The organism is uncultured Nostoc sp., from assembly GCF_964245445.1.
Classification (GTDB): Bacteria; Cyanobacteriota; Cyanobacteriia; order Cyanobacteriales; family Nostocaceae; genus Nostoc.
The window spans coordinates 1-23,723 of the sequence record NZ_CAXTNE010000090.1; the positions used below are offsets into that span (position 1 = coordinate 1).

Sequence of the window (23,723 nt, forward strand, 5' to 3'; positions counted from 1 at the left end):
GCAGGGGAAGCAGGGGAGCAAAAGAGCAGAAAAGCAGTAGGAGAACTCAAAACTCAGCACTCAATATTGGCATTTGTGGAAGTCAAAACCCGCAGTTCAGGTAGTTGGGATGCAGGGGGAAGAAGCGCAATCACCCCACAAAAGCAAGCAAAAATCTCGCGGACAGCTGGAATGTTTTTAGCCCAGTGCCCTGAGAAGGCAGATTATTCTTGTCGATTTGATGTTGCTATTGTCTACTGCCAAAGGATATCAGAAAATCTGACTGCGGTTACAGCAAGCCAGGAAGCTCTAGCTACTTCATCAGCCGCCGGATACAAGTTTAAGCTGCAAGAATACATTCTGGCAGCTTTCGACTCTTCAATTGATAATGGTTAATCGGTCATCGATAAAATATTTTGATTACCAATGACCAATAATTTTGTAGTGGCGTTAAAACCAAATAGTTTCACGCCAAAGTTTCTGGACAGTAGCCTAAGCCCCGGACAAACTGTTGCCGGAACGCCTCGATTTCATCTCTCTCTGGACTACCATGAGAGACGATCGCAACCTGATAGCGACGCATCACGTCCACAGGGCACTGTCCGGCTTCCAAACTCCAAAGTGCCATCTGCACCCTCATTGGCGGTTCGTAGCTAATTCCTAATTCATTTAGAAAAGCCCGAAAGTCGCCATCTTCTTGGGGCGAAACTTGACCTTTGAGTTTGATCCTAACCACCCAGCCATCAATTTGATGAATTACGGTGACGAAAGAAACTGGTGTCTGGGGTCTAGTGTGCAGGTGTTGAACGACCCTCAGGGTTAGACTGGCATTCGCCAGATAGTACAAGTATTCCATGTTTGTTGGTGCTTGGGATCAAAGCCAATCCTACATATATATATTCGTCAATCATTGCCTATTCCCGGTAGGGTAAAAGCCCCCCTTTTTAGATGGGGAGGTTTACCCAATTTTTATGTTAATTTTTCCGTGTTACCTAATAGTACCCATCTTATAGTCAAGTAATGAAACTGAACGAAGATCCCTTAAAGTTCCTTTAGAAGGGAAAGCTCAAACAAGCTTTTTTAAGAGAGTATAAATACTAAATAAACTAAAAACTAGTAGAAGCCAATTTGAAAGATACTTCTCGCCCACAAGAAAAAGATTTTGAATTAGATTGCTCGGTAGCTGGCTATGACTACGAACTACCTCCAGAATTCATTGCCCAAAACCCAGCAGTTCCTAGAGATAGCTCACGGTTACTCGTAGTTGATTCTTTGACTACAGGCATCGAAACAGCACCCTTGCACCACATTTTCCACGATTTGCCTGCACTGCTGCGCTCTGGTGATTTGTTGGTCATGAACAATACAAGAGTCATTCCAGCGCGGCTTTATGGTCATAAATCCACTGGTGGTAAAATCCAGGTGTTGCTTTTAGAAGAACGGCAGTACAACTGTTGGTTAGCTTTAGTTAAGCCAGGAAAAAGCTTCAAACAGGGAACGAAGATTATTTTTGATGTCAGGCAATTAGGGATTGGGGATTCGGAAGATTCCTACCCAGTAAAGAGTCCCGAACTCACGGCTACGGTTCTAGAAACAGACGCAGCAACCGGGGGGCGTTTGTTGCAATTTGATGTGCCAGATGGGAAATCTTTGGTGCAACTGTTAGAGGTATTTGGTGAAGTCCCGCTACCACCGTATATCACTACCTCGTCAGCTGCTGATGATCAGTATCAGACAGTTTATGCCAAACAACCAGGAGCGATCGCAGCTCCTACAGCAGGGTTACATTTTACCCCAGAATTATTACAAAAGTTGCGCGATCGCAATATCCATCAAGCTTTTATAACGCTGCACGTTGGTGTAGGTACATTTCGCCCTGTGGAAGTGGAGGATGTAACTACCCACCAGATGCACGAAGAATGGATTGAAGTCCCCGCCGCTACAGTAGAGCAAATCCGCGCCACTAAAGCAGCTGGTGGTCGAATTATTGCTGTAGGAACAACGGCAGTACGAGCCTTAGAAGGGGCGGCTCAATCTGGGAATTTACAACCATTTTGCGGCAAAACAGACCTGTTTATTTATCCCGGCTACCAATGGCGGGTGGTGGATGGTTTAATTACTAATTTTCACCTGCCGCGTTCGAGTTTGCTGATGTTGGTAAGTGCGCTAATTGGCAGACAACGGTTATTGAATATATACAACGAAGCAATCGCTTTTGGATATCGCTTTTATTCATTCGGCGATGCAATGCTAATTTTGCCGTCAGCTGTGGGAGTGGGGAGTAGGGAGTAGGGAGTCAATTCAAAATCGAAGTTGCGCTCTAAGCGTACCAAAGGTGCGACTCAAAATTTGGAAATTTGGAATTTTTTCTTTCGCGGTGGGTATTCTGACTTATGAGGAGCGAATAAATAAGTATAGGTCTGCGATTTATGTCAGAAAAATCCCTATTTTATCAGTGGTTACATTTATTTTGCGGGGTGACATTCTGTGGCTGTTCTGCGTTTTTGGTCTTAGCTGCACCGACAATTACTAATTTTCCAGAAAGCAAGCTGTTAGCGGAAACCGCAGTTTCTCAAAATCTCGAAGCCGCGAGCTTTTTTCAGCAAGGAGTCACGCACTATAATCGCCAAGACTTAGAGGGTGCGGAATATGCTTTTCGCCAAGCGGTGCAGCAAGATCCAAGTCTTGCAGCAGCATGGAATTTTCTGGGTAATATATTTATGCAGCAAAATCGCCTGGATGTAGCTTTACAAGAATATGCAGAGGCGATTAAAGTTAATCCCAATTTTAGCGAAGCTTATTACAACTTAGGGTTAGTGTTGCATCGACAAGGAGAAAAAGAGGCAGCGATTATAGCTTATCGCCAGAGTCTTGTGATAGATTCCACAAGGGTAGCAGCGTTGTATAATTTAGGTTTGGCGCTGTATGAACAAGGGCAGCTTGAGGATGCGATCGCAGCATATCAAAAAGCAATTAATCTAGATAGCAGCAACGCCAACGCTTATTTGAACTTAGCGATCGCCTTGCAACAACAAGGTCAAATAGAGCCTGCGATCGCCAGTTATCGTCAAGCCTTGCAGCTAGATCCTAAAAATGCCATAGCCTATAACAATATGGCAAATTTGCTAGCAACTCATGGTCAAGCTTCTGAGGCTATTTCTGTTTATCGGCAAGCTATTCGCCTAAATCCGAAAAATGCCTCAGCTTACTATAACTTGGGAGTCACTTTATATAATCAGGGCGAGATCAAGAAAGCTAGTAGAGTCTTGAACCATGCCCATAACCAGTATCGTCAGCAAGGGAACATTGAACAAGCTGAAAAAATTGAGCAGCTAATGCAGCAAATTGTCCAGAAAAGTGGGCAACAGCAGCCTCAAGCCAGTCAAACAGCTACTCCTTCTCAGACAACTACTACAAGTAATTTAGTACAAAGACTTAAACGACAAACGCCAAATCAACCAGAAACTCCAGCTAACCCTGGCAATGTGCCTGCCTCAATTGAATTCCAGCCTACTTCAACAAGTCCTGGACAATAAAAAACTCAGAGTTAGGAATAAAAGAAGAAGTCATCCGCCAGTCGCCAGAATTGATGCTGAATTCTGACGACTGGCGCTTTTCTTTTCCTTGATATAGTATTTTTATTTGATTTTTGAACAAAATTAGGTACTGTACTTCCGACTTGCGACTCAATAACCGCCTGTTTGCGTAAAAGAATTTTATCAATCAGTTTTACTAATCTGAATACTATTTACTGTTGCCTTCCTTTCTTTTCATCCAGTGCTTTTTGAATAGCTTCTCTACAGAATTCAGGAGGATTGTCTTGTTGCTGTACTTCCTCTTTCATGGATTTTGTCATGCGTAAGTTCATCTTCTCGGTAAGCGGCTCCTCTCTTTCTGACTTAATTGGCTTTAAATTTTCAGGAGTTCCTTTAGGATTAGGCATTATTGAGAGATGTAAACATAGCTTGAATCTTTTGGAAGCGAAACATTAGATTGTTTATTCGATGGGTACAGAAGCCTGAGAAACTTGTTACCCACCGATACCACTTTTAAGGAATGGTTACTCTATGTTTACACGTTCGGAACTCGAAATAAAGACCATCAAAGAACTTCGTGACTTATGCTTACGCTACGGCATCAAACCAACTGGGAATAAAGGGTACAAGACTTCATGGATTACATCGTTGATGGTATTCCCTCGTATGGCGTTATCCCAGTTTGAAGCAGGGAAGGGATTAAAGCCTCCTACCTTTGCTTTCATGCAAGCGCTAAGTAACGCTATAGATGAGATGAATGCACCTACTGATGAGCAAGCAGCGCTTATCAAAATCACGATGGAAGGGAGAATCATGAATTACCCGGATAGGTACACTCAAGAGAAGCTACTAGCCTTGCACAAGGCGAAAATGTATCTTGAGATGGCTATTGGGTTGCTGAGTCAATAAAATTCATTAATTTTTTCAGCTAACTCCCTTCATTCTAGAGGGGAGTTTTTTTATACTTCTATTTTGATACTTTAGAAAGAAAAATTAATATCAATCACTAAACAGAGAGATATCTTCTAAACTTCTTCAAGTAAGACTTCAAGAACTTAGAACATGAGCGCAACACTTTACCAGCAAATTCAGCAGTTCTACGATGCTTCCTCCGGGCTGTGGGAACAGATTTGGGGTGAACACATGCACCACGGCTATTACGGCGCTGATGGTACTCAGAAAAAAGACCGCCGTCAGGCTCAAATTGATTTAATCGAAGAACTGCTAAATTGGGCAGGGGTACAAACCGCAGACAATATCCTAGATGTGGGTTGTGGCATTGGCGGCAGTTCTTTATACCTTGCACAAAAGTTTAATGCTAAGGCTACAGGGATTACACTGAGTCCTGTGCAAGCTGCCAGAGCAACGGAACGCGCAATGGAAGCTAATTTGAGTCTGAGAACACAGTTCCAAGTCGCAAATGCTCAAGCAATGCCCTTTGCTGATGATTCTTTTGACTTGGTTTGGTCGCTGGAAAGCGGTGAACACATGCCAGATAAAACCAAGTTTCTCCAGGAATGCTACCGAGTATTGAAGCCTGGTGGCAAGTTAATTATGGTGACTTGGTGTCATCGGCCAACTGATGAGTCGCCACTAACGGCGGATGAGGAAAAGCATTTGCAGGATATTTATCGCGTGTATTGTTTGCCTTATGTGATTTCTTTGCCAGAGTACGAAGCGATCGCACATCAACTACCATTAGATAATATCCGCACCGCCGATTGGTCAACCGCCGTCGCCTCCTTTTGGAATGTGGTGATTGATTCCGCATTCACTCCCCAAGCGTTTTGGGGTTTACTAAATGCTGGTTGGACTACCATCCAAGGGGCATTATCACTGGGATTAATGCGTCGCGGTTATCAGCGTGGGTTAATTCGGTTTGGCTTATTGTGCGGTAATAAATAAAGAAAGGACGCACGCTTGCCCTACTCCCTTAAAGCCTATAACACACATCACACCTTTGCTACCTGGGCAACTAGTGAAGGGGTGTCTCCTGATAAAGTCGCCCAATGGATTGGGGACAGAGTGAAAACCGTTCTAAATAATCAACTCACTATAAAATTAAGTTTCTCATTTTTGAATTTCAGCAAATGCCACTCGAACTGCAAAACCTCACAGGCGGTTACACATTAGTACCGATTGTTCAAAACATTAATCTCACTCTGCAAACAGGAGAATGGTTGAGTTTAGTTGGTGCTAATGGCTCAGGTAAATCTACTTTACTCAAATTGCTGAGTCGTATTCTCTCCCCACAGCAGGGAACAGTGCTACTTGATGGCAAAGCAATTCACTCTCAACCCCCAAATCTAGTTGCACAGAAACTGGCATTGTTACCGCAACAACAAACGGTTCCCGTTGGCTTAAGTGTGCGACAATTAGTCAGCTTAGGACGCACGCCACATCAACCTTGGTGGCAATGGGAATTAACCGCCGAAGATTGGGTCAAAGTGGAAGCTGCAATTGAAAAGACGCAATTAGAAAAATTTAGCGCTCGCTTAGTCGAACATCTCTCAGGTGGTGAAAGGCAACGGGCTTTTTTAGCTCTAGCACTAGCGCAAGAACCAAAAGTTTTACTATTAGATGAACCTACAACTTTTTTAGATATAAACTATCAATTGCAACTATTAGAACTGCTTAAAGAACTGAATCAACAGCAGGGATTAACTATTATCACAGTTCTACACGAACTGAATTTAGCAGCACGGTATAGTTCCCGGATTGCATTATTAAAACAGGGTCATATTTGGGAAGTTGGTACACCTGAAGAAGTTCTGACACCAAATGCGATCGCCCAAGTATTTGGTGTGGAATCTGTGATTATTCAGACACCCGTTGGTTTACAAGTTTGTGCCATTTCTGCTGTGTCATGATCACTTAATTGCTATCATGTTGTTAAAAGAATCCGACTTTTTCTTAATTCGCTTACCTTATGTAGTAGAAATATAGAAAGAGTAATTAGTGTTACCTGCTTGCGGTTCAATCCGTATGTAGTAAGTACCTGGATCTAATGGAGTTCGAGATGCCCTGAGTAATTCAAGTAGTCGATCTACATCAGATCTGGTAAGCGCTAAAGGATCGGTCTGATTAAGATTTAAACCATCAGTAATGGGTATATTTGTAGAAGACGAGTTTGTAATAATAGGTTTATCGAGCGCACGAGAGTTTCTAGATTTTATAACCTGACCTTGACTATCCAGTATTTGCTCAAGTACGCTTCTAGAATAGCTAAAGTTCTCTATAGACACTGTACTAGCTTTCTCTAAATCAAGCCGATAGTAGTCACTAGAATCAGATGAACCAACGGAATCAAATACATAAGTTAAATTTGAGCTGACAGGGAGTTGGCGAGCAGTGCTTAATGTGTTTCCAGCGTAGTCGCTAGCACCAGGGCGTCCTTCATACTGCCCATAAGAATTAAAGTGTTCCAGCAACTGAATGCCATTTAAAGAAGCTAAGTCAGGGTTGTTTGCTTTATAGTAACCAACATCAAAAAAGGGTGAACTTTTACGCCCTTCATTCAGACCAAAAATTTCAAAATGCTCTAACAACTGGCTATTACTAAAATTAGCTAAGTCACTGTTATTAGCTCGATAGTAGTTGAAGTCAATATATGGTGAAAACTGACGCCCTTCATTTAAACCATAGATTTCAAAGTGGTTCAACAGTTGAGAGTTATTTAAAGAAGCAAGATCAGGGTTTAAATCTCTATACAATCCAAGATTGTTTTTATATAATCCCAAATTGAAAATTGGAGAAAAGTAGCGACCTTCAGCAATCCCATTGTTTTTCAGATGATTAAAGAGTTGCTCATTGTTCAAGCTAGCAATATCGCTGTTGTTAATCCGATAGTAGTTAAGGTCAACAAGTGGAGAGAAACTACGTCCCTCAGCCACCCCATTATTTTGCAAATGATCTAACAATTGGCTATTGTTGAGGTTTGCAAGATCAGAATTGCTAGCCCGGTAGAAATTCAAATTAATCAGTGGTGAAAAGGAGCGACCTTCATTTAGACCAAATGTCTGGAAGTGGGAAAGAAGTTGGGTATCTGTGGTTAAACCTGCTATTGCTAAGTCTGGATTAGCACCACTATAGAAATTCGCATCAAACACGTCTGTGATACTTAGAGACATTTAAAACCTCCCTGACAATACACTCACTTTAAACTCCTTAGTCGCTTGGTTGAAATACGTGGTGGGGGCGTACATCTATCTGTGCGCCCCGCATGGGCACTACTTTGTCAACACAGACAACTAATTTAATTGACACTTAAGACTAAATACTTTTCAGTTAAGCATTTCTTTCTTCTCTCTGTGCCCTTTGCGCCTCTGCGGTTAGTTAAAAAAATTGACATTTTATAAAGAGTTTTAGACTTAACTAAATCGTATTGACCTAAGACTTGGTTTCTTGTGTCTGTGCGTCAATAATTACACTCCAGTCATCATTTGTCACAGCAGCTTCAAGTTGACGCTGACGTTCGGCTATACTCGCATCTATTGTTTCTAACTCTTTAGAGAGGGTTGTGTCAGCCATTGCTTTCCGCAGTTTTAGCTTTTTCTCCTCATAAGCTTGACGTTCCGGCTCTGACATTACCGCCTTTGCAGCTTCGCCTACCGTGCTAGCCCACATATCGCCATCAGTTGCATTACCAGGTGGTGTACTTTCGAGTTCTGCTATCCACGCATCTCGCAAATCTTCCATTTCTTGACGCTTGGGGAACTTGAACGCTTGCACACGTACAAAAGCACACTTTTGCTTACCATTTTGGCGAAGATGACCATTTAGGGAAAGCAACACATTCCGAGAATAGCCAATGTACTGCGTACTGCGTTCTGCGTCTAATACTGCGTAAACACCTGCAATTTTAGCGTTCTGAGCAGATGCACTCCAAGCCTCAAGGTTAATGATTTCAGTACCATCGTTTGCCAGTTCAGGAGTTATACTCACCTCAGTGGCGGTGTGTTCGTCGTCAGAACTATACAAAAATTCATGCAGTCCACGGTGGTTTATGGGGACATTTTGATGTTCAATTGGCGGGTTGTGTTGAGTTTCCATCGCAGTTTATCTCCGAGTTATTAATTAGCGTTACGCAAATATATCCCTTTAGAATATTGAAGCTTAAATCTACTCACATCCCCAAATTGCTGCTGACAAACCGAAAACAAGTATTAGACCTTATATGAATCAATTAACACCTAAAAATTGGATATTCATCAAACAGCGACTGACCCCTTATTTATTTTTACTACCCGCCTTAGTTCTTTTGGCGTTAACAGTCTTTTGGCCTGCACTGCAAGCGTTTTACCTCAGCTTTACCAGCTACGAAGATATTGCCCAGCCGCCACAATGGATAGGTTTTGCCAACTTCCTCAAGCTTTGGAAGGATGCAGTTTTTTGGAAAACCTTGGAAAACACTTTTTTATATCTTGTGGGTGTAGTCCCAATTTTAGTAATTGCTCCCCTAGTGCTGGCAATATTGGTAAATCAGAAACTGCGGGGGATGAATTGGTTTAGATCGGCATACTACACCCCAGTGGTAATTTCAATGGTGGTTGCGGGAATAGCTTGGAAATGGCTGTATGCAGAAAACGGATTACTGAATCAGTTTTTGAAAGCTTTGGGTCTTTTTCCAGAAGGTATTCCTTGGCTAACTAGCCCAGAAAAAATTTTTGGTATTGTACCAATTTCTCTTGCCAGCGTCATGGCTGTCACCGTGTGGAAGGGACTAGGCTACTACATGGTGATTTATTTAGCGGGGTTGCAATCAATTCCTGCTGATGTTTACGAAGCTGCTGCGATCGATGGTTCGGATGGTATCAGCAAACATTGGGATATTACCATACCTTTGATGAAGCCGTATTTAGCACTAGTGGCGGTGATTTCGGCTATTTCTGCCACTAAAGTTTTTGAAGAAGTATACATTATGACCCAAGGAGGCCCACTCAGTAGCTCAAAAACGATTGTTTATTATCTATATGAGCAAGCTTTTGGTAACTTGGAAATCAGCTATGCTTGCACAATTGGTTTAGTGCTATTTTTGATAATTTTAGGATTATCAATTTTGCGATTAGTTATCAATCAAGAGGGGGGCGATAATATCACCATCTAATATTTACTTATAAATATATTAAAATATTTACACATCCAAAGTGCATGAAAACAAACACGATTTTTTATACTTTATTACAAACTATTTAAGGTGTTTTATTTGAACTTTTAGAACAATCTCAAGCTCTGGCGTTGCACTACCAATTTACCTCGGTATAAATCAAAGAACTAGCACGTCGTATCGATGGTTTATTCGTACCAAAAGCTGAGTTCTTAAAAGACCCAATCTATTTTATTGAGGTACAGTTTCAGCGCAATGATGATATTTATTGGCGAATAATAACAGAGGCTTTCCTGTATATAAATCAATACGGTTCAGTTAAGGCTCAAAGTCATGTAAATTAAACATTGTTCCCAAGAGTGGAAATTAAGCGTCGTGCATCTGAGGGATTTTTCGTTGGTGTCTCCTGAGATACAAACTGCTGACTTGCTCAAAGCAATCGAAATGGCTATTCCAGCAACAGCAATTGAACAGGCGATAAGCCTACGGCATGGCTTCGCTTACCGCTAAGACTGAAACTCAAGAAGAACGCAAACGCTCATTACCAGCACAATTGGTGGTAAGCCTTGTAATTGCAATGAGTCTGTGGTCAAAAGACTCGATGCGAGATGTACTGAAGAATTTGATTGATGGCCTTTCTGAGGCATGGGTAAAGGTTGGGAAATATTGGCTCCTTCCCTTGTAAATCAGCAATTACACAAGCTCGACAAAGATTGGGAGCTAGGGTGATGAGTCAATTATTTCATTAACTAGTAAAACCAATAGCAACAGATGAAACATTAGGAGCATTTTTGAATGGATTACGAGTAGTAGTAATCGATTAGGGCGTAAAACTCATGTTCGTTCTCAAAAGCCACCAGAAGTAGTGCAAGAAATTTATGGTTGGCTGTTAGGTCATTGGTCAGTACGAGTGTTAATGTTTCAAGCTGCAACTACTGCTGGTGTTCCACCATTACGCTTGAGTTTTACAGGTACATTACGGGTTAAACGCCCGTGCTATTCCTAAGTTCCAAGACTTACAGCCAGAAGAATTTCCCTTTTTTTCGATTGGTTAATTGTCGAGATTTTAGATACGTTGTTATCTGAACGTGTTCACCGTATTAATCCTAGAGTTGTGAAAAAACCTGTATCAAAATTTCGTTCTAAAAAACCGCAACACAGAGGGACTGGACAACGAGTAGAAGTTCCAAAATTTCATATCATTCATCAGCTTGCTAGCCTTAACTGAACTGTATTGAACTATACCCTGTCTACTTAAGTTTGGTTTAAGTATAGAGCAAATCGTCCAAGCATTAGAATTGAATGTTGAACAGGTAAGACAAGCTATTGATAAGCAAGGAGAACAGGGAACAGGAAGTAATTCATAATTTAAAATTAAAGAGATTTCTTTAAAACCGCGTTTGATACTCCACTACTGCACGACTATCATCAGTTAAGTTCGTGGAAGCACGCACGCGAAACTCATCGTTTATCCGGTAATTAACACCCCATTGGAATGGGTCATTTGTTGTCAAAATCTTGATGCTAGAAACCGAGATTTTTGAAGAAATATCAACCCCAGCTTCTGCTGCTAATTCCAAAGTTGAACTGCTCCTTCCAGCTTCGGGATTCTCAGAAATAACGGTAGGAAATATCCGCAGTTCACTTAAGCCGAAGGTACTCCCTATCTGGTTAAAAGCTGACTGAAAATTGTTGAACACAGCCGAACCTGCGATGTTAATCAAACCCAAAGTACTGTCACCTCGTCCTTGAGTGTCTACAAACCCACCTCCTAAAAGAGCCACAATTTCGGTTTGACTACGCGAGGGACTACTTGTTAATTCTAGATTTTCATTCAGTTTGCTGGCTAGACCGTTGATACTGGCTTCGACTCGAACACTCTCTAAGGCTGATAAACCTGTGGTATTTACCCGGCTGAAGTCATTACTTTGCGTTACGTCCAGTACCTTGGCATATAGCCGAATATCTAAGTTGGGATCACGGGGTTGAGAGGAACTAAAGGTTGCGGTGTGTGTATAGCCACGAGCAAGGTTAAATTGGGTAGTGAATAAATTCACCCCACCTTGTTCTAATCGGATAGTACCATCGGGTATTGGCTGATTGATTGAGCCGTTAACTATGAGATTACCAGTTGCGCGGAAACTGAGAATAGGGGGACGGGTAATTTGGACGTTTTTACCGAGTTCTAAATCTAGATTATTAAATCTAGCAATCGCATTTCCCGTCCCATTTTCAATTTCAGATTTTTTCTGCTTATTGGCTTTGGTGGGTGATACACCAAAACTACCATTTGCAGATGAAGCGGTGCTGGTAGATTCTGCCAGCAATACCTGACCATCAAATAAATTTACTTTACCGCCAATTACTGGGTTAAGGGCAGAACCAGTAATCTGTAAATTGCCGCTAGCACCTCCCAGGTAAAGTCCCTTTAGAGTTAACGCCAGCCGGTCGAGATTAACAGTCAGGGGATTATTGATAGTGTTGTCATTGTTGAAAATGGGTATTTCTCCAGTAGCTTCTACCTTGCCACGGCTAAATCTACCCTGAAGATTTTCTACTAAAATGGTGTCAAAATTAAACAGCACTCTACCTGTAACACGTCTCAGTTTACCTGGCAAGGCCTGGGCTGAAAAAGTAGCATTATTAATAGTAGCAATTCCATCTACTTCGGGTTTTTGCAATGTTCCGCGTACTTTGAGGTCTACTTCTCCTCCACCTTTCTCAAATACCACTTGCTTAGTCAATGCGTTTAACAGTGCCAATCCCTCGTTTTCTAACTTCATGTCTAAACTGATTTGATCGCTGTCTGGTGCGACAGAAGCAAAAGGCAATTTATAAGGGATGCTACCAGTAATATCAACAGGTTTTGGCCCAGCAACTGCTACCGTACTACCAAAGTTTAAGCGTCCGTTGGCATAGCTGAAACTTGCGATCGCTGACTCTATTTTGTTCTGATTCAATAATCCTTCTGTAATTTGCAATTCTCCTCTAGCTTGGGGATTAGCAATGCTGCCTGCTAAAGCTGCTGTACCGTTAAGATTACCTCTGATTCCAACTGGTAGTTTGACAAAATTATTCAGTACTTGTACTGGCAAATTATTCACCCGCAACTGGCCAGATTGTTCATCACCACCAACGTTACCCGTGAAGGCAATCAACCTGTTTGCAGATTCAAGCCGTAAAGGTCGCAAACTCAAAACACCATTTTCAAAGTTGCCTTCAGCAATCACTTTTTCGGCAGTATAATAACGATTTCGTTCTTCTTTTTTACCCCAGGCAAAGTCTTGTCCATTCAAATTAAAATCCACTGATAATCCATTGGCTGTAGCTGTATTTACAGCCACTTCCCCGTTGAAAGTTCCTTTTAAGTCTGCCAAATCTGGTATGGGAGTGGAATTAAGTCGCTGTTCTTTCTGTTCTGCGACCAAAGCTTCAATTTCAGAAAACCGTTGGATTTGGGTTAATAATGGTTGATTTGGTGCTCCTTGGGGAGTAGTGGTTAGATCCTCTGCTGTGCCGTAGATTTCTGCTGAACCACCTGGCAAGTTTTGTAAATCAAATATCTGCGCTACAGTTAGAACATCTTGGATCTCTCCCTGGTTGACGTTCAGTTTACCTTGTAGTTGAGGGCCTTTAGGGCTTTGAGCAAAACTACCGACAAGGGCGTAGCTACTTTTGCCTTTGACAAATTCGCTACTGGTAAGTGTGCCTTTACCATCACTGTAGCGAAATTGAGCAGCTATTCGATCGCCGCGAAGCCGGCCAATTTGCGGATTAGCGATCGCTAAATTTCCTGTTGCTGCCAATGTCTGCTGATTAAATAGCAAATCTCCAGTTAACAACCCAGCTATCTTACCAGTACCCAGTCGAGTAATTGCTGGCGGAGTCAAATTCAATATTTGTAAGGGAAAATTTGCAACTTTGAGCGTCCAATCATTCCCTTGAACATTACCTGTAGCTGATGCTTGCTGCCATTTTACTAAGAAGGATTTCGGGCGATTATTGGCATCTAAATTGAAGGCTAGGCGATCTCTGCCGAGAAGCCCCTTTGGGTCTACGCGATTTCCTGCCAAGTTCAAATTTAAACCGCGTCCTTGTGCTGAATCGATGTTTCCAGCTAACAACGGCTCAAAAGCAATATTTTGAACAACCAAGTCTCGTAAATTAATTTGCCCTACCACATTTGGCAAGGGCAGCTTACCAGTTATTTGTCCATTAAAATCTACTCTTCCCGCCACAGCAACCTGATTAGGAAGATTGATCGGTAACTGTTTTAAGTTGTAATTCTGGGCTTGGACATTGAGATTTAATGCAGTAATTTCCGGTATACCTGCCTTTCTTGCATTGGCTAATATGTTACCAGTAACATTTAAACCGGGAGCAGTTGCTCGTTCAATGGTAAGCCTTTCACCACTCCAAGCGATCGCAGCACTCAAAGGTCGCTCAAAACCAGGGAGACCTTGGGATAATTGCACTTGTCCAGCAGCACGTACATCAGCTAATTTGGATGATCCAAACGTGCCAGCTAATTGCAACTGACCGCCAAACTGACCCCGCAATTGCTGATTTAACCGATTTAATTCCACACCATCAGCATTAACTACAGCTTGATAGCGACCATTAGCCAATTGGATATTAGAAGCTGCGATCGTTCCACCCGCAAGATTCACCCGTCCCTGACCACTAGCTTGGATAGTTTGCGGTTGGAAGGACTCAACAGAACCCGCCACGTTTGCTTGACCAGTTAACGTCCCTCGAAACTGCGGTGGTACTGCTGCTAGCTGTTGCAACGGAACATTATTTGCTTGAACTTGCGCCTGATATGCACCATTAGCCAATTGGATATTAGAGGCTGTAATAATCCCACGCGCAACATTTATCTGCGCTTGACCGTTGGCTTGAATAGTTTGCAGCTTAAAAGAATCAACAGAACCCGCGACGTTGAACTGACCAGTTAACGCTCCTTGGAACTGCTTTGGTAGTGTTGCCAACTGTTGCACAGGAACATTATTTGCTTGAACTTGCGCCTGATATAAACCATTCGCTACTTGAATATTAGAGGCTGTAACCGTACCACCACCAATAGCAAGACGACCTTCGCCACTGCCACGGAGGGTTTTCAGGTTGAAATTATCTCTGTTGCCTGCGATTTGGAACGTACCCGCCAATGGGTTATTTAAAGCTGGGGGAGACTGTTTCAATATTTGTCCCAATCGCACACCATTAGCTACAAGTTGAGCAGAGAAGCTTTGGTCTTGCAGTTGGACATTAGAAACTGCAACCGTGCCACCACCAATTTGAACTCCTCCACCATCAGTGCGAATTGTGGCAATTTTAAATGGTGCTGTGCTGCCTGAGAGAAGGAGACGACCATTAAACTGTGCTTCTGCCAAAGAGACATTTTGCAGTTGACTTTTGTCTACAAAGGGTTCCAACTTGACCCCAGAGGCAACAGCCACAGCTTGCCAACGCTGATTGGCGTAACTACCAGTTGCCCGGACAGTACCACCACTTACATTCAGAGCCACATTGCGGAAAGAGACATTGCGATTTGGAGCGATTGCAACTTCACCAGTTCCAGGGTAAGTTCCGTTAGGAGCCTGGAATTGTACCGCAGTTTGGACATTGGTGGGAGCGCCAGTTAGTTGGGCTGTACCTGAGACATTGCCGATTTGAAAGTTGGGTGTTGTTTCATAAACTTTTGCGATCGCATCCCCTGGGACATTCTTGGCGGCGAAATTTAAATCCACTCGCGGTGTTTTACCAAGTTGAATTGTACCAGCCCCCATGATATCACCACCAACTTTAGCTTTACCTTGAATATCTTTCAGGGTAATTAAAGAGGAACTAGTAGCAAGTTCAAACTTACTACTGATGCTATTAAAATCAACTTTGTCAATCCGAGCAGTTTGGATCGTGGCAACTGTACCTGAGAGAATTGGCTCTTTAGTTGATCCGGTAATCTGCAAAGAAGCTTGTACTTGTCCAGCGATCGGCACAGGTAGTTTTACCTTGAGAGTCTCTTGGGCATTAGCCAAACTCACCGCATTTACACGCCCTGCCAACTTAAAGCCTGCTTGATTGTCGATGATTCCCGTAGCCACTACGGGAATTTTGCCGTAGTTGGTAGTAACATTGTTTAACTGCAACTCCGTTCCCTGGAAGCGGAGATTTCCTTGGCTATTGCTCAACAGTTGTGGCACTTTGGGCACTTGAACTGTTACGCCTTGCACAGCAGCGCTGCCATACAATAAAGTTCGTTGTCCTGGTGTTAACCTAACTAACAAGTCGCCATTGGCTCGACCCGCCTGTAAGCTCACTGGTAACTTAATTAACCGATAAATATTCGCAGCCAGGAAGTTTTGCGCTCGCACTTGAAAGTTTCCTGCTAGCACCCTAGAACGCGTCTCTCCCTGAATAGAAATACTGCCACCACTGTCTGCTTGACCCCCCACATCAAACCTGATCAACTGGTTATTTGCTAAAAGTTGTGCAGAACCATTGATTTGAGAAAATCCCACAGGAGATAAAGGAGATGAGGCAGAGGGGCGGGGTGAGGAGGGCAGAGGGGAAAACTCTTCTCCCCTGCTCCCAGCTAAGAGCTCCCTTGCTTCTTCCCCTGCTCCCCCTGCCTTCTTCTGCGGCATCAAGGCCAGCTTGGCATTGCGAAACCGCAGCTTGTCCAAATCGGTTTTAATCGCGGCGCCTTCACGCGACGGCGCTATATTAGTGGAAACCCAGCGCCCTTGTTTATCCTGTTCAATGTAAATATCTGGGTTGACTAAGGTAACATCTAGCTTTAGGTGACGGTTAAAGATTAGTTGTAAAGGGTCAAAACCCACCTCTACAGCTTCTACTGTGGCCCGATCTGGATCTGTGGATGTCGCTGGGATAGCTGAAGCTCCAAATTGCACTCCCGTTAACGAAAATTGTGTGACTTTTCCCAGTTTTACCGGACGGTTGAGTGTAGTAGTGAGACTTTGTTGTGCCAACGGCGTTAACTCTGTTTGGACAAAAGTCCACAACCGACAAATACCGACAATAACTCCTAACAGCAAAAGTCCGCCCAAAGCAATGCTACCCCGACTCAACACCAGCAACCATAGACGCTTGCGGATAGGGCACGGGGAGAGAATATCTTGATTGGGAGATTTATTCATTTGCTTTCACAGTATTAATTGCCAGATGTCGCTGGCACACACAAGCATTAACTGAGACGCTGATTCAGTATGCCATTTCCAGGATACGCCAACTAAACCCAAGACCTCATTGGTTGAGTTACGGTATTTGCTTGCTCCAATACTTATGCTTCATAATATTGGCGTTTTCAGGTAAATCTGATCTCAATAGAGTGAAAATTGTTCCTGTGACTTTCGCTGAGGCACAACGTAGAACTTTAATATGGATAGACCTTAAAAAAGACAGATGATTACACCAATGCGTGTTTTTGTGTTAATTTTTAATGCTCGAACGGAAAATGAGGGAATTCATACCATTCGGGAAGGCGATCGCAACAAAATTCTGATGTTCGAGTCAGAAGACGACGCCACCCGCTTTGCCCTGATGTTAGAAGCTCAGGATTTTCTCTCACCTACACCAGAGCCAATCGATGCTGAGGAAATCAAGGAATTTTGCGAAAGTGCTGGATATGAATGGGAAATCATCCCAGAAAACAGCAATTTAGTTGTAACTCCCCCAGAACTTAACGTCGAAAAAACCGACTGGCAAGAAGATGCCCAGAAGGAGGATACTGTTGAAGACACCTTCCCTCTCAATCAACAGCCACTAGAAGAACCAGAATTATCTGATTCTGAACTAGAGAAGATGCGTCGCAAATTGGAAGGATTGTTGTAATTAGTCATTAGTCATTGGTCATTGGTCATTGGTCACTGGTCATTGGTCGCTAACTGACTAATGACAACGGACAAAGGACAAAGGACAAAAAACAAATGACAAACTTGCAGGAACGTGGGCATCTTTTAACCGAGCTGGTAAATCCTAACAGTCTTAACTTAGACCAGCTCAGTTCTCTGGAATTGGTGGAGCTGTTTAATAGCGAAGACCAGAAGGCAGTCGAGGCGGTTGCGGCGGCGAAAATTCAATTGGCACAAGCAATTGATAGCACCGCAGAGCGTTTGCGCCACGGAGGACGCTTATTTTATATTGGTGCGGGCACAAGTGGCAGGTTAGGAGTGTTAGATGCTGCTGAGTGTCCACCTACTTTTTGTACACCGCCAGAGTTGGTACAGGGGATTATTGCTGGTGGTGCTGGCGCACTGGTACGCAGTTCGGAGGATTTAGAAGATAGCATCGAAGATGGAGAGGCTGCGATCGCTGGGCGACAAATTACCCAGCTAGATGTCGTAGTTGGCATTACCGCAGGTGGGACAACGCCTTATGTCCACGGTGCGCTTCATGCTGCTCGTCAGCGAGGAGCCAAGACTATTTTTATCGCCTGTGTTCCCGCAGAACAAGTTAACTGTGATGCTGATATTGACATTCGCTTATTGACAGGGCCAGAAATAATCGCTGGCTCAACTCGCCTGAAAGCTGGTACAGTCACGAAGTTAGCTTTAAATATCCTTTCTACTGGGGTGATGGTTAAACTAGGCAAAGTTTACGGTAATCGGATGGTAGATGTGGCAGTAACAAATCAAAAGTTACGCGATCGCGCTTTGCGAATTTTGCAAGACTTCACAGGTTTAAGTCGGGAAGCAGCTGGTTTTTTATTAGAACGCAGTGGGAAATGGGTTAAGCTAGCGCTATTAATGCACTGGACTGGTTTGGAAAAAGACGAAGGCGATCGGCTTCTTTCAGAACACCAAAGTAATCTTAGGGCAGCTGTTATCAGCTATCAAAACCACAACAAACCTTAAATAAGTTCTCTTAAATAAATAATTGATACACTTAAAGATGATTAGTGGTAATTTCAGGTGTGTAGAAAGACGCATTAGCGTTGGCGTAGCCTCTCCAAGAGTTGCCCAGTTCAATTTCGTATCTCTCTACAAATAATAAATATTCATAAATATATCTTAAAAATATTTATTTTTAAGATATGTTGCCAATCTAAATAAGTAAAATATAGAAAGAGACTGTCAATGTTTTTAAACAAAAATTCAGAAATTCTACGGATATAATTACGTATGGAAATTATTAAAATTAAATATATAAATACTGAATGCATTTTTCTTAATGATGTGGCCTATAGCAACTTATTTGAGTCATAAAATTTACCGATAATCAACTCTGTGCTATATGACTTTTTTACTAGTAATATTTTTGCTATGATCCTATATTCCTTGATTTTAATAAACTTGATTTAGACTGCTACATACGAAATGTATTGGCAGTTATTGACCTATCTGCTGACCACTATATAGCTAGTACAGGTCGGTGGAAATAAACCTACCATTCCCAACAGCCAGAAAGCACAAAAAAATAAATCTTTTTGAGTTTTGACTTGCGGTATCAGTGTGGGTTTTTCAATAGCTGGCTTTTTACTATAAGGAACAAAGTATGACCCACTCCGAACTTATTTTTTCAAATAACCTAGTTAATGAATTTAAAACTTATACTCAGCTGCAATACAATGGCAAATTAAATATTAAAAGTTCTAAAGGCAGCCAATTGACTTTTTATTATCGGCTGGGGCGGATAGTTTGGGCAACAGGTGGAACTCATCCTTTCCGCCGTTGGCGTAGACAGATGGCTCAAAATTGTCCCCAGATTGATGTTGATAAATTGCAGTTACGTTTGCAAGACGTAGCAATAGATTATTGGGATTATCGCCTTATAGAAATATTTCATAAAAAACAGAAAATTCAGAGAGAACAGATTCAGTCTATTGCCGAAAACACCATAGCAGAATTATTATTTGACCTAGCTATGCAAGGAAATTTTGCTTCTATAAGTTGCAATCGCAGCCAAGAAGTTATCTTAGAAGCACCAATGAGCTTCACGAGTGCAGAAATGGCTGTAAAGCACATGCAAGACTCGTGGAAAATTTGGTCAGAAGCAGGTTTAGCAAATTTTTCTCCTGACTTGGCACCAATTCTACGCCGACCAGAACAACTTCAGCAGATGGTAAGTCCATCTGTCTACAAAAACTTTGTAAATTTAATCAACGGCAAATTAACTCTGCGAGATTTAGCCGTGAAAATGAAGCAAAGTGTACTGCCACTCACCCGTTCATTGCTTCCCTATATCCTTAAAGGAATCATCGAATTGGTGGAAATACCTGACATGCCCTTAGTAGTGATGGAGGACAACAATAAGCCTATCATCGCACAACCAAAGAAATCAATTGCTCCACTAGTAGCCTGCGTAGATGATAGCCCTCTGGTCTGTAAAATGCTGGAGGATATTATCACTTCCAATGGACTAAGGTTTATCAAAATTCAAGATGCTGTACAAGCTCTCCCAACCCTCATTCAGGATAAACCAGACCTGATTTTCTTGGATTTGATTATGCCAGTCGCCAGTGGTTACGAAATTTGTACTCAGTTGCGACGAATATCTGCTTTCGCCAATACACCAGTAATTATATTAACAGGTAGTGATGGTCTTTTAGATAGAGTTCGTGCTAAGGTAGTCGGTTCTACAGATTTTATAGCTAAACCTGTAGTGCCTGACAAGGTAATGAGTATAGTACGTAAATATTTACCTACGCCGAGTATATCCATCGACAAGAGTCAAGCTAATTTAGAAGTTTGTAAGTAGGGAGAATTAATAATTTTTATTGATAATTAATTATCAACTAATCTGATTACTTTTAAAATTTCATTCTTTAGCATGAGTCTATTGATTAACAATAGCCATCACAAAAGATTTTACAACAGATAAACTTTTCCACCCCAGAAAACATAAAATTACTGGGGTGATAAATAAGAAGTCCAAATTCATAAGATACAAGTAGGTGGCGCTCTTAAATCCACCTATTTTTTTATATAAAATCGAAGTTTATTACATAACTAAAACATATATTAAATTATGTTCATTACGTACTTTTTCGGAGGTTAAAATATAAAGATTGAATCAAAATTAGACAAATACAAATTTTTGTATTTATAACAGTCCTATTTGAGTTGTGAAATATTCTTTATGACAATGGGTTAAAAGCTAGTACTGTAAGGCGGAGTCAAAATTCACGTATACTTTAATTTTGGGTTTTCTGGCTGTTTTGAAATGGTAAGTTTATATTCAGCCAAACTGTACTACTATCTAGTCCCTTGGATGTCTTTGTTCACATATAATTTAGGATTTGTATGTCTAATTTGTTTACATCCTTAAAAACTTTTAAAGGGTAATTACCATGAATACTGTTTTAGTTGTTGAAGATGGCTTAACAGATATGGAAATAATCAGCCGTTACTTGCAACAGGCAGGTTATTCTGTGATTAGTGCCACAAGCAGTGAAGAAGCTCAAGACAAAATAGATAAAAATAAGCCAGACCTAATATTTCTCGACGTAATTTTACCAGGTAAAAGTGGCTTTGAAATTTGCCGAGAGTTGAAAAACAATCCCAGTACTAGCAAAATACCTGTAGTTTTTTGCTCTACAAAAAATAGTGATGTAGATAAAATTTGGGGTAATATGTTGGGCGCTGATGGTTATTTATCAAAACCGATTGATCGAGAGGAACTAGTGGTAGTTTTAAAACGATTAATTAGCTAGCAAAATTTGATAAATCCACAAACAACTAGAAGTCTCTATTTCTAATTTAGAACCTATACAAAATAAAATAATACTGCAAATAGTGGCTAGAGATCAATAATCAAGCACAAAGGAAAATAATTTTGGAAACTAAGGAAAAGTTTTTAAGTTTTAATTTGGGAGTAAGGGATACAGCGATAATTTCGTTACAACACATCACAGAAGTTTTGCAAATATCATTACCAGAAATATGTGGCGTTCCTCAAATGCCTAGTAGCATCTTGGGTATCTATAACTGGCGCGGTGAGATGCTTTGGCTAGTAGATTTAGAGGCAATGCTAGGTTATCCTCCAATTTCGCAAGGAGCAAATTTACTTTCAAAAATGATGGTGATTGTTCTCGAAAACAAGGGTAAATATTTGGGGCTATTGGTGCGACAACTGATAGATATTGAATGGCTAGATACTCAACTAATGAAACCCCCAAATAGCGAATTATTTTATCCTAAAATCTCACCTTTTTTACAGGGATACTTTATTAATGATTCTGAGGATATGATTTTTAATTTAGATGCCATAACAATTATCCAAGCTCCCATGTGGAAAATTCATAATTCAACAGTTGCTCGTGTTGATTAGGCATATTGTTTTAACAATTCCTAATCTTTCTTAGCCAAATACTAATACAAGTCGGCGGAAATAAACTTAGCATTTTATTACAGCTAAAAATGCTAAAGTTAAAGCTTTTGGACTTTTGACTTCCGCCTTGCAGTACTAGTTCATTCTTAACTGACTAATAATCAATTATTACTCTAACAAATCTTGAGGTCAATATAATGACATTTTTGTATAACAATAGCCATGAAAAGCAGGATTTAATCTCTGAAGTAGAAAATCTAAATGGGAGCGCTAATATAACAAATATTGCTAGCAATGAAATATCCTTATTAAACGCGATCGCTCAGGAATTCAAAACTTGGCGGCGACAGTTGCAAGACATCGCAACTCACATGCGCCAAGCGCCAGACCTTGATACACTACTCAAAATTACTGTAGCGCAGATTAGAGAAAAAATTGGCTGCGATCGCGCCTTAATTTATCAGTTTACTTCTTTTGATTCAGGTAATGTTTTAGCAGAATCAAGAACACTAGGTTGGACACCAACTTTAGGCGAAAAGATTCCCGGAATTATTTTTGGTTTATATACCAATCAAGACTATATAGAACCTGTAGTTATTGACGATATCACTCAGATTCAACTTACCCCTTATCAAAAGCAACTATTAGATAAATTTCAAATAAAAGCTAGTTTGAGTTTACCGATTGTAGTAGAAGGTAAAGTATGGGGATTACTGGTAGTAAATAATTGCTTATCAACACGGCAGTGGCAAGAAGTAGAAATTGGCCTATTATCTCAAATTACAACAGAACTGATATACAAATTGCAGAGTTTTGAATTCAAAAGAGAAGAACAACAGCGCATACTAGCAAAAAAATCTGTAGCTAAAGTAATTGACAAAATTTTGCGGGCATCAAATGTCGATAAGCTTTTTCAAACAACCACTCAAGAAGTACGGCAATTACTAAAATGCGATCGCGTCGCCGTTTATCGTTTCAAACCTGACTGGAGTGGCGAGTTTATCGCAGAATCAGTGGGTAATGGCTGGGTAAAAATGGTCAGCCCTGATTTTTATATGGTGTGGGAAGATAGCCACTTGCAAGACACCCAAGGAGGACGTTATGCCAAGGGTGAAAGCTTTGTGGCCAAAGACATCTATAAAATGGGTCACGCTCAATGCCACATTGATATTTTAGAGCAGTATGAAATGAAGGCTTACATCATTGTGCCCATATTTGCTGGAGAGAAATTATGGGGCTTGCTAGCAGCTTATCAAAATTCTGGGCCTCGTGATTGGCAACCTTGGGAAGAAAGCTTTGTAACCCAAATTGGATTGCAATTTGGTGTGGCTATCTCACAAGGCGAATATCTAGAACAGATGCATAAGAAATCTGAGCAACTAGCCCAAATAGTTGAACAAGAAAAAGCTTTTACTAAGATAGTAGGTCGCATCCGACAATCTTTAGATGTAGATAGCGTCTTCAAAAGAACCACTCAAGAAGTGCGCCAATCACTACGATGCGATCGCGTCGCAGTCTATCGTTTTAACCCTGACTGGGGTGGCGAATTTGTGGCTGAGTCTGTGGGTACTGGCTGGACAAAACTGGTAGGCCCTAATATTAAAACCGTTTTGGACGATACCTACTTGCAAGAAACTAAGGGAGGTAGGTATGTCAGAGGCGAAAACTTTGTTGTTAATGACATCTATCAAGTAGGGCTTGCTCCTTGCCATCTTGAGATTTTAGAGCAGTTTGAAGCCAAAGCTTACATAATTGTTCCTATATTCTTCGGGGATAAATTGTGGGGTTTGCTGGCAGCTTATCAAAATTCT

19 protein-coding genes and 1 pseudogene are annotated in these 23,723 nt (G+C 41.4%); 15 read left to right on the top strand and 5 right to left on the bottom strand.

Going from position 1 to position 23,723, the window contains the following annotated elements:
- On the top strand, positions 1-375 hold a 375-nt coding region (locus ACFE90_RS16630; RefSeq protein ID WP_375502358.1), incomplete at its 5' end, for a YraN family protein.
- Between the two features lie 70 nt (positions 376-445).
- On the opposite strand, the gene ACFE90_RS16635 is transcribed toward ACFE90_RS16630, so the two are convergent.
- Positions 446-835, bottom strand: a complete 390-nt coding sequence (locus tag ACFE90_RS16635; RefSeq protein ID WP_375502360.1) for a hypothetical protein — start codon at positions 833-835, stop codon at positions 446-448.
- A gap of 272 nt (positions 836-1,107) precedes the next feature.
- On the opposite strand from ACFE90_RS16635, the gene queA reads away from it, so the two are divergent.
- Both queA and ACFE90_RS16645 read left to right on the top strand, forming a co-directional pair.
- Positions 1,108-2,271, top strand: coding sequence for a tRNA preQ1(34) S-adenosylmethionine ribosyltransferase-isomerase QueA (queA, locus tag ACFE90_RS16640; protein WP_375502362.1), 1,164 nt, complete (start codon positions 1,108-1,110; stop codon positions 2,269-2,271).
- 137 nt (positions 2,272-2,408) lie between these two features.
- Positions 2,409-3,515 (top strand): tetratricopeptide repeat protein, encoded by a 1,107-nt coding sequence (locus ACFE90_RS16645; protein WP_375502364.1) that lies wholly within the window; start codon positions 2,409-2,411, stop codon positions 3,513-3,515.
- A gap of 212 nt (positions 3,516-3,727) precedes the next feature.
- On the opposite strand, the gene ACFE90_RS16650 is transcribed toward ACFE90_RS16645, so the two are convergent.
- Entirely contained in the window at positions 3,728-3,922 is a 195-nt protein-coding gene (locus ACFE90_RS16650) for a hypothetical protein (protein WP_099098922.1), read from the bottom strand.
- A 124-nt stretch (positions 3,923-4,046) separates the two neighbouring features.
- On the opposite strand from ACFE90_RS16650, the gene ACFE90_RS16655 reads away from it, so the two are divergent.
- The 3 genes from ACFE90_RS16655 to ACFE90_RS16665 all read left to right on the top strand — a co-directional run bounded on the left by ACFE90_RS16655 (position 4,047) and on the right by ACFE90_RS16665 (position 6,385).
- Complete coding sequence (locus tag ACFE90_RS16655; RefSeq protein WP_375502366.1) at positions 4,047-4,424, top strand: hypothetical protein; 378 nt, start codon at positions 4,047-4,049, stop codon at positions 4,422-4,424.
- A 153-nt stretch (positions 4,425-4,577) separates the two neighbouring features.
- Positions 4,578-5,420: a methyltransferase domain-containing protein gene (locus tag ACFE90_RS16660; RefSeq protein ID WP_375502368.1), complete on the top strand. Its 843-nt coding sequence runs from the start codon at positions 4,578-4,580 to the stop codon at positions 5,418-5,420.
- Positions 5,421-5,605: 185 nt separating this feature from the next.
- Positions 5,606-6,385, top strand: coding sequence for an ABC transporter ATP-binding protein (locus tag ACFE90_RS16665; protein WP_375502370.1), 780 nt, complete (start codon positions 5,606-5,608; stop codon positions 6,383-6,385).
- Between the two features lie 57 nt (positions 6,386-6,442).
- Here ACFE90_RS16665 and ACFE90_RS16670 read toward each other — a convergent pair whose 3' ends face one another.
- Together ACFE90_RS16670 and ACFE90_RS16675 are read right to left on the bottom strand one after the other, a co-directional pair.
- Positions 6,443-7,645 carry a hypothetical protein gene (locus ACFE90_RS16670; RefSeq protein ID WP_375502372.1) on the bottom strand — a complete coding sequence of 401 codons (1,203 nt, stop codon included), beginning with the start codon at positions 7,643-7,645 and terminating at the stop codon, positions 6,443-6,445.
- Positions 7,646-7,904: 259 nt separating this feature from the next.
- On the bottom strand, positions 7,905-8,567 hold the full coding sequence (locus ACFE90_RS16675) for a GIY-YIG nuclease family protein (protein WP_375502374.1): 663 nt from the start codon (positions 8,565-8,567) through the stop codon (positions 7,905-7,907).
- Positions 8,568-8,691: 124 nt separating this feature from the next.
- Between ACFE90_RS16675 and ACFE90_RS16680 the strand changes: the two genes are divergently transcribed.
- The 3 genes and pseudogenes from ACFE90_RS16680 to ACFE90_RS16690 all read left to right on the top strand — a co-directional run bounded on the left by ACFE90_RS16680 (position 8,692) and on the right by ACFE90_RS16690 (position 10,676).
- Complete coding sequence (locus tag ACFE90_RS16680; RefSeq protein WP_375502376.1) at positions 8,692-9,621, top strand: carbohydrate ABC transporter permease; 930 nt, start codon at positions 8,692-8,694, stop codon at positions 9,619-9,621.
- Positions 9,622-9,779: 158 nt separating this feature from the next.
- Positions 9,780-9,965 (top strand): DUF2887 domain-containing protein, encoded by a 186-nt coding sequence (locus ACFE90_RS16685; RefSeq protein WP_375502396.1) that lies wholly within the window; start codon positions 9,780-9,782, stop codon positions 9,963-9,965.
- A 146-nt stretch (positions 9,966-10,111) separates the two neighbouring features.
- Positions 10,112-10,676: pseudogene (locus ACFE90_RS16690) on the top strand (transposase domain-containing protein).
- 333 nt (positions 10,677-11,009) lie between these two features.
- Here ACFE90_RS16690 and ACFE90_RS16695 read toward each other — a convergent pair.
- Positions 11,010-16,781, bottom strand: coding sequence for a translocation/assembly module TamB domain-containing protein (locus ACFE90_RS16695; RefSeq protein ID WP_375502378.1), 5,772 nt, complete (start codon positions 16,779-16,781; stop codon positions 11,010-11,012).
- A 265-nt stretch (positions 16,782-17,046) separates the two neighbouring features.
- On the opposite strand from ACFE90_RS16695, the gene ACFE90_RS16700 reads away from it, so the two are divergent.
- The 6 genes from ACFE90_RS16700 to ACFE90_RS16725 form a co-directional block, all read left to right on the top strand.
- On the top strand, positions 17,047-17,475 hold the full coding sequence (locus ACFE90_RS16700) for a DUF3110 domain-containing protein (RefSeq protein WP_375502380.1): 429 nt from the start codon (positions 17,047-17,049) through the stop codon (positions 17,473-17,475).
- 95 nt (positions 17,476-17,570) lie between these two features.
- Entirely contained in the window at positions 17,571-18,497 is a 927-nt protein-coding gene (gene murQ / locus ACFE90_RS16705; protein WP_375502382.1) for an N-acetylmuramic acid 6-phosphate etherase, read from the top strand.
- Between the two features lie 640 nt (positions 18,498-19,137).
- On the top strand, positions 19,138-20,340 hold the full coding sequence (locus ACFE90_RS16710) for a response regulator (protein ID WP_375502384.1): 1,203 nt from the start codon (positions 19,138-19,140) through the stop codon (positions 20,338-20,340).
- Positions 20,341-20,932: 592 nt separating this feature from the next.
- Entirely contained in the window at positions 20,933-21,295 is a 363-nt protein-coding gene (locus ACFE90_RS16715) for a response regulator transcription factor (RefSeq protein ID WP_375502386.1), read from the top strand.
- A 122-nt stretch (positions 21,296-21,417) separates the two neighbouring features.
- Positions 21,418-21,912, top strand: coding sequence for a chemotaxis protein CheW (locus ACFE90_RS16720; RefSeq protein ID WP_375502388.1), 495 nt, complete (start codon positions 21,418-21,420; stop codon positions 21,910-21,912).
- 197 nt (positions 21,913-22,109) lie between these two features.
- Positions 22,110-23,723: GAF domain-containing protein (locus tag ACFE90_RS16725; RefSeq protein ID WP_375502390.1), on the top strand; the 1,614-nt coding region annotated here is incomplete at its 3' end.

Excerpts from the sequence above, each read along its gene's own strand:
- murQ (WP_375502382.1), top strand. The coding sequence starts at position 17,571 with ATGACAAACTTGCAGGAACGTGGGCATCTTTTAACCGAGCTGGTAAAT.
- ACFE90_RS16660 (WP_375502368.1), top strand. The coding sequence starts at position 4,578 with ATGAGCGCAACACTTTACCAGCAAATTCAGCAGTTCTACGATGCTTCC.
- ACFE90_RS16645 (WP_375502364.1), top strand. The coding sequence starts at position 2,409 with ATGTCAGAAAAATCCCTATTTTATCAGTGGTTACATTTATTTTGCGGG.
- ACFE90_RS16700 (WP_375502380.1), top strand. The coding sequence starts at position 17,047 with ATGATTACACCAATGCGTGTTTTTGTGTTAATTTTTAATGCTCGAACG.
- ACFE90_RS16675 (WP_375502374.1), bottom strand. The coding sequence starts at position 8,567 with ATGGAAACTCAACACAACCCGCCAATTGAACATCAAAATGTCCCCATA.
- ACFE90_RS16650 (WP_099098922.1), bottom strand. The coding sequence starts at position 3,922 with ATGCCTAATCCTAAAGGAACTCCTGAAAATTTAAAGCCAATTAAGTCA.
- ACFE90_RS16680 (WP_375502376.1), top strand. The coding sequence starts at position 8,692 with ATGAATCAATTAACACCTAAAAATTGGATATTCATCAAACAGCGACTG.
- ACFE90_RS16715 (WP_375502386.1), top strand. The coding sequence starts at position 20,933 with ATGAATACTGTTTTAGTTGTTGAAGATGGCTTAACAGATATGGAAATA.
- ACFE90_RS16695 (WP_375502378.1), bottom strand. The coding sequence starts at position 16,781 with ATGAATAAATCTCCCAATCAAGATATTCTCTCCCCGTGCCCTATCCGC.
- ACFE90_RS16710 (WP_375502384.1), top strand. The coding sequence starts at position 19,138 with ATGACCCACTCCGAACTTATTTTTTCAAATAACCTAGTTAATGAATTT.
- ACFE90_RS16670 (WP_375502372.1), bottom strand. The coding sequence starts at position 7,645 with ATGTCTCTAAGTATCACAGACGTGTTTGATGCGAATTTCTATAGTGGT.
- ACFE90_RS16655 (WP_375502366.1), top strand. The coding sequence starts at position 4,047 with ATGTTTACACGTTCGGAACTCGAAATAAAGACCATCAAAGAACTTCGT.
- ACFE90_RS16635 (WP_375502360.1), bottom strand. The coding sequence starts at position 835 with ATGGAATACTTGTACTATCTGGCGAATGCCAGTCTAACCCTGAGGGTC.
- ACFE90_RS16665 (WP_375502370.1), top strand. The coding sequence starts at position 5,606 with ATGCCACTCGAACTGCAAAACCTCACAGGCGGTTACACATTAGTACCG.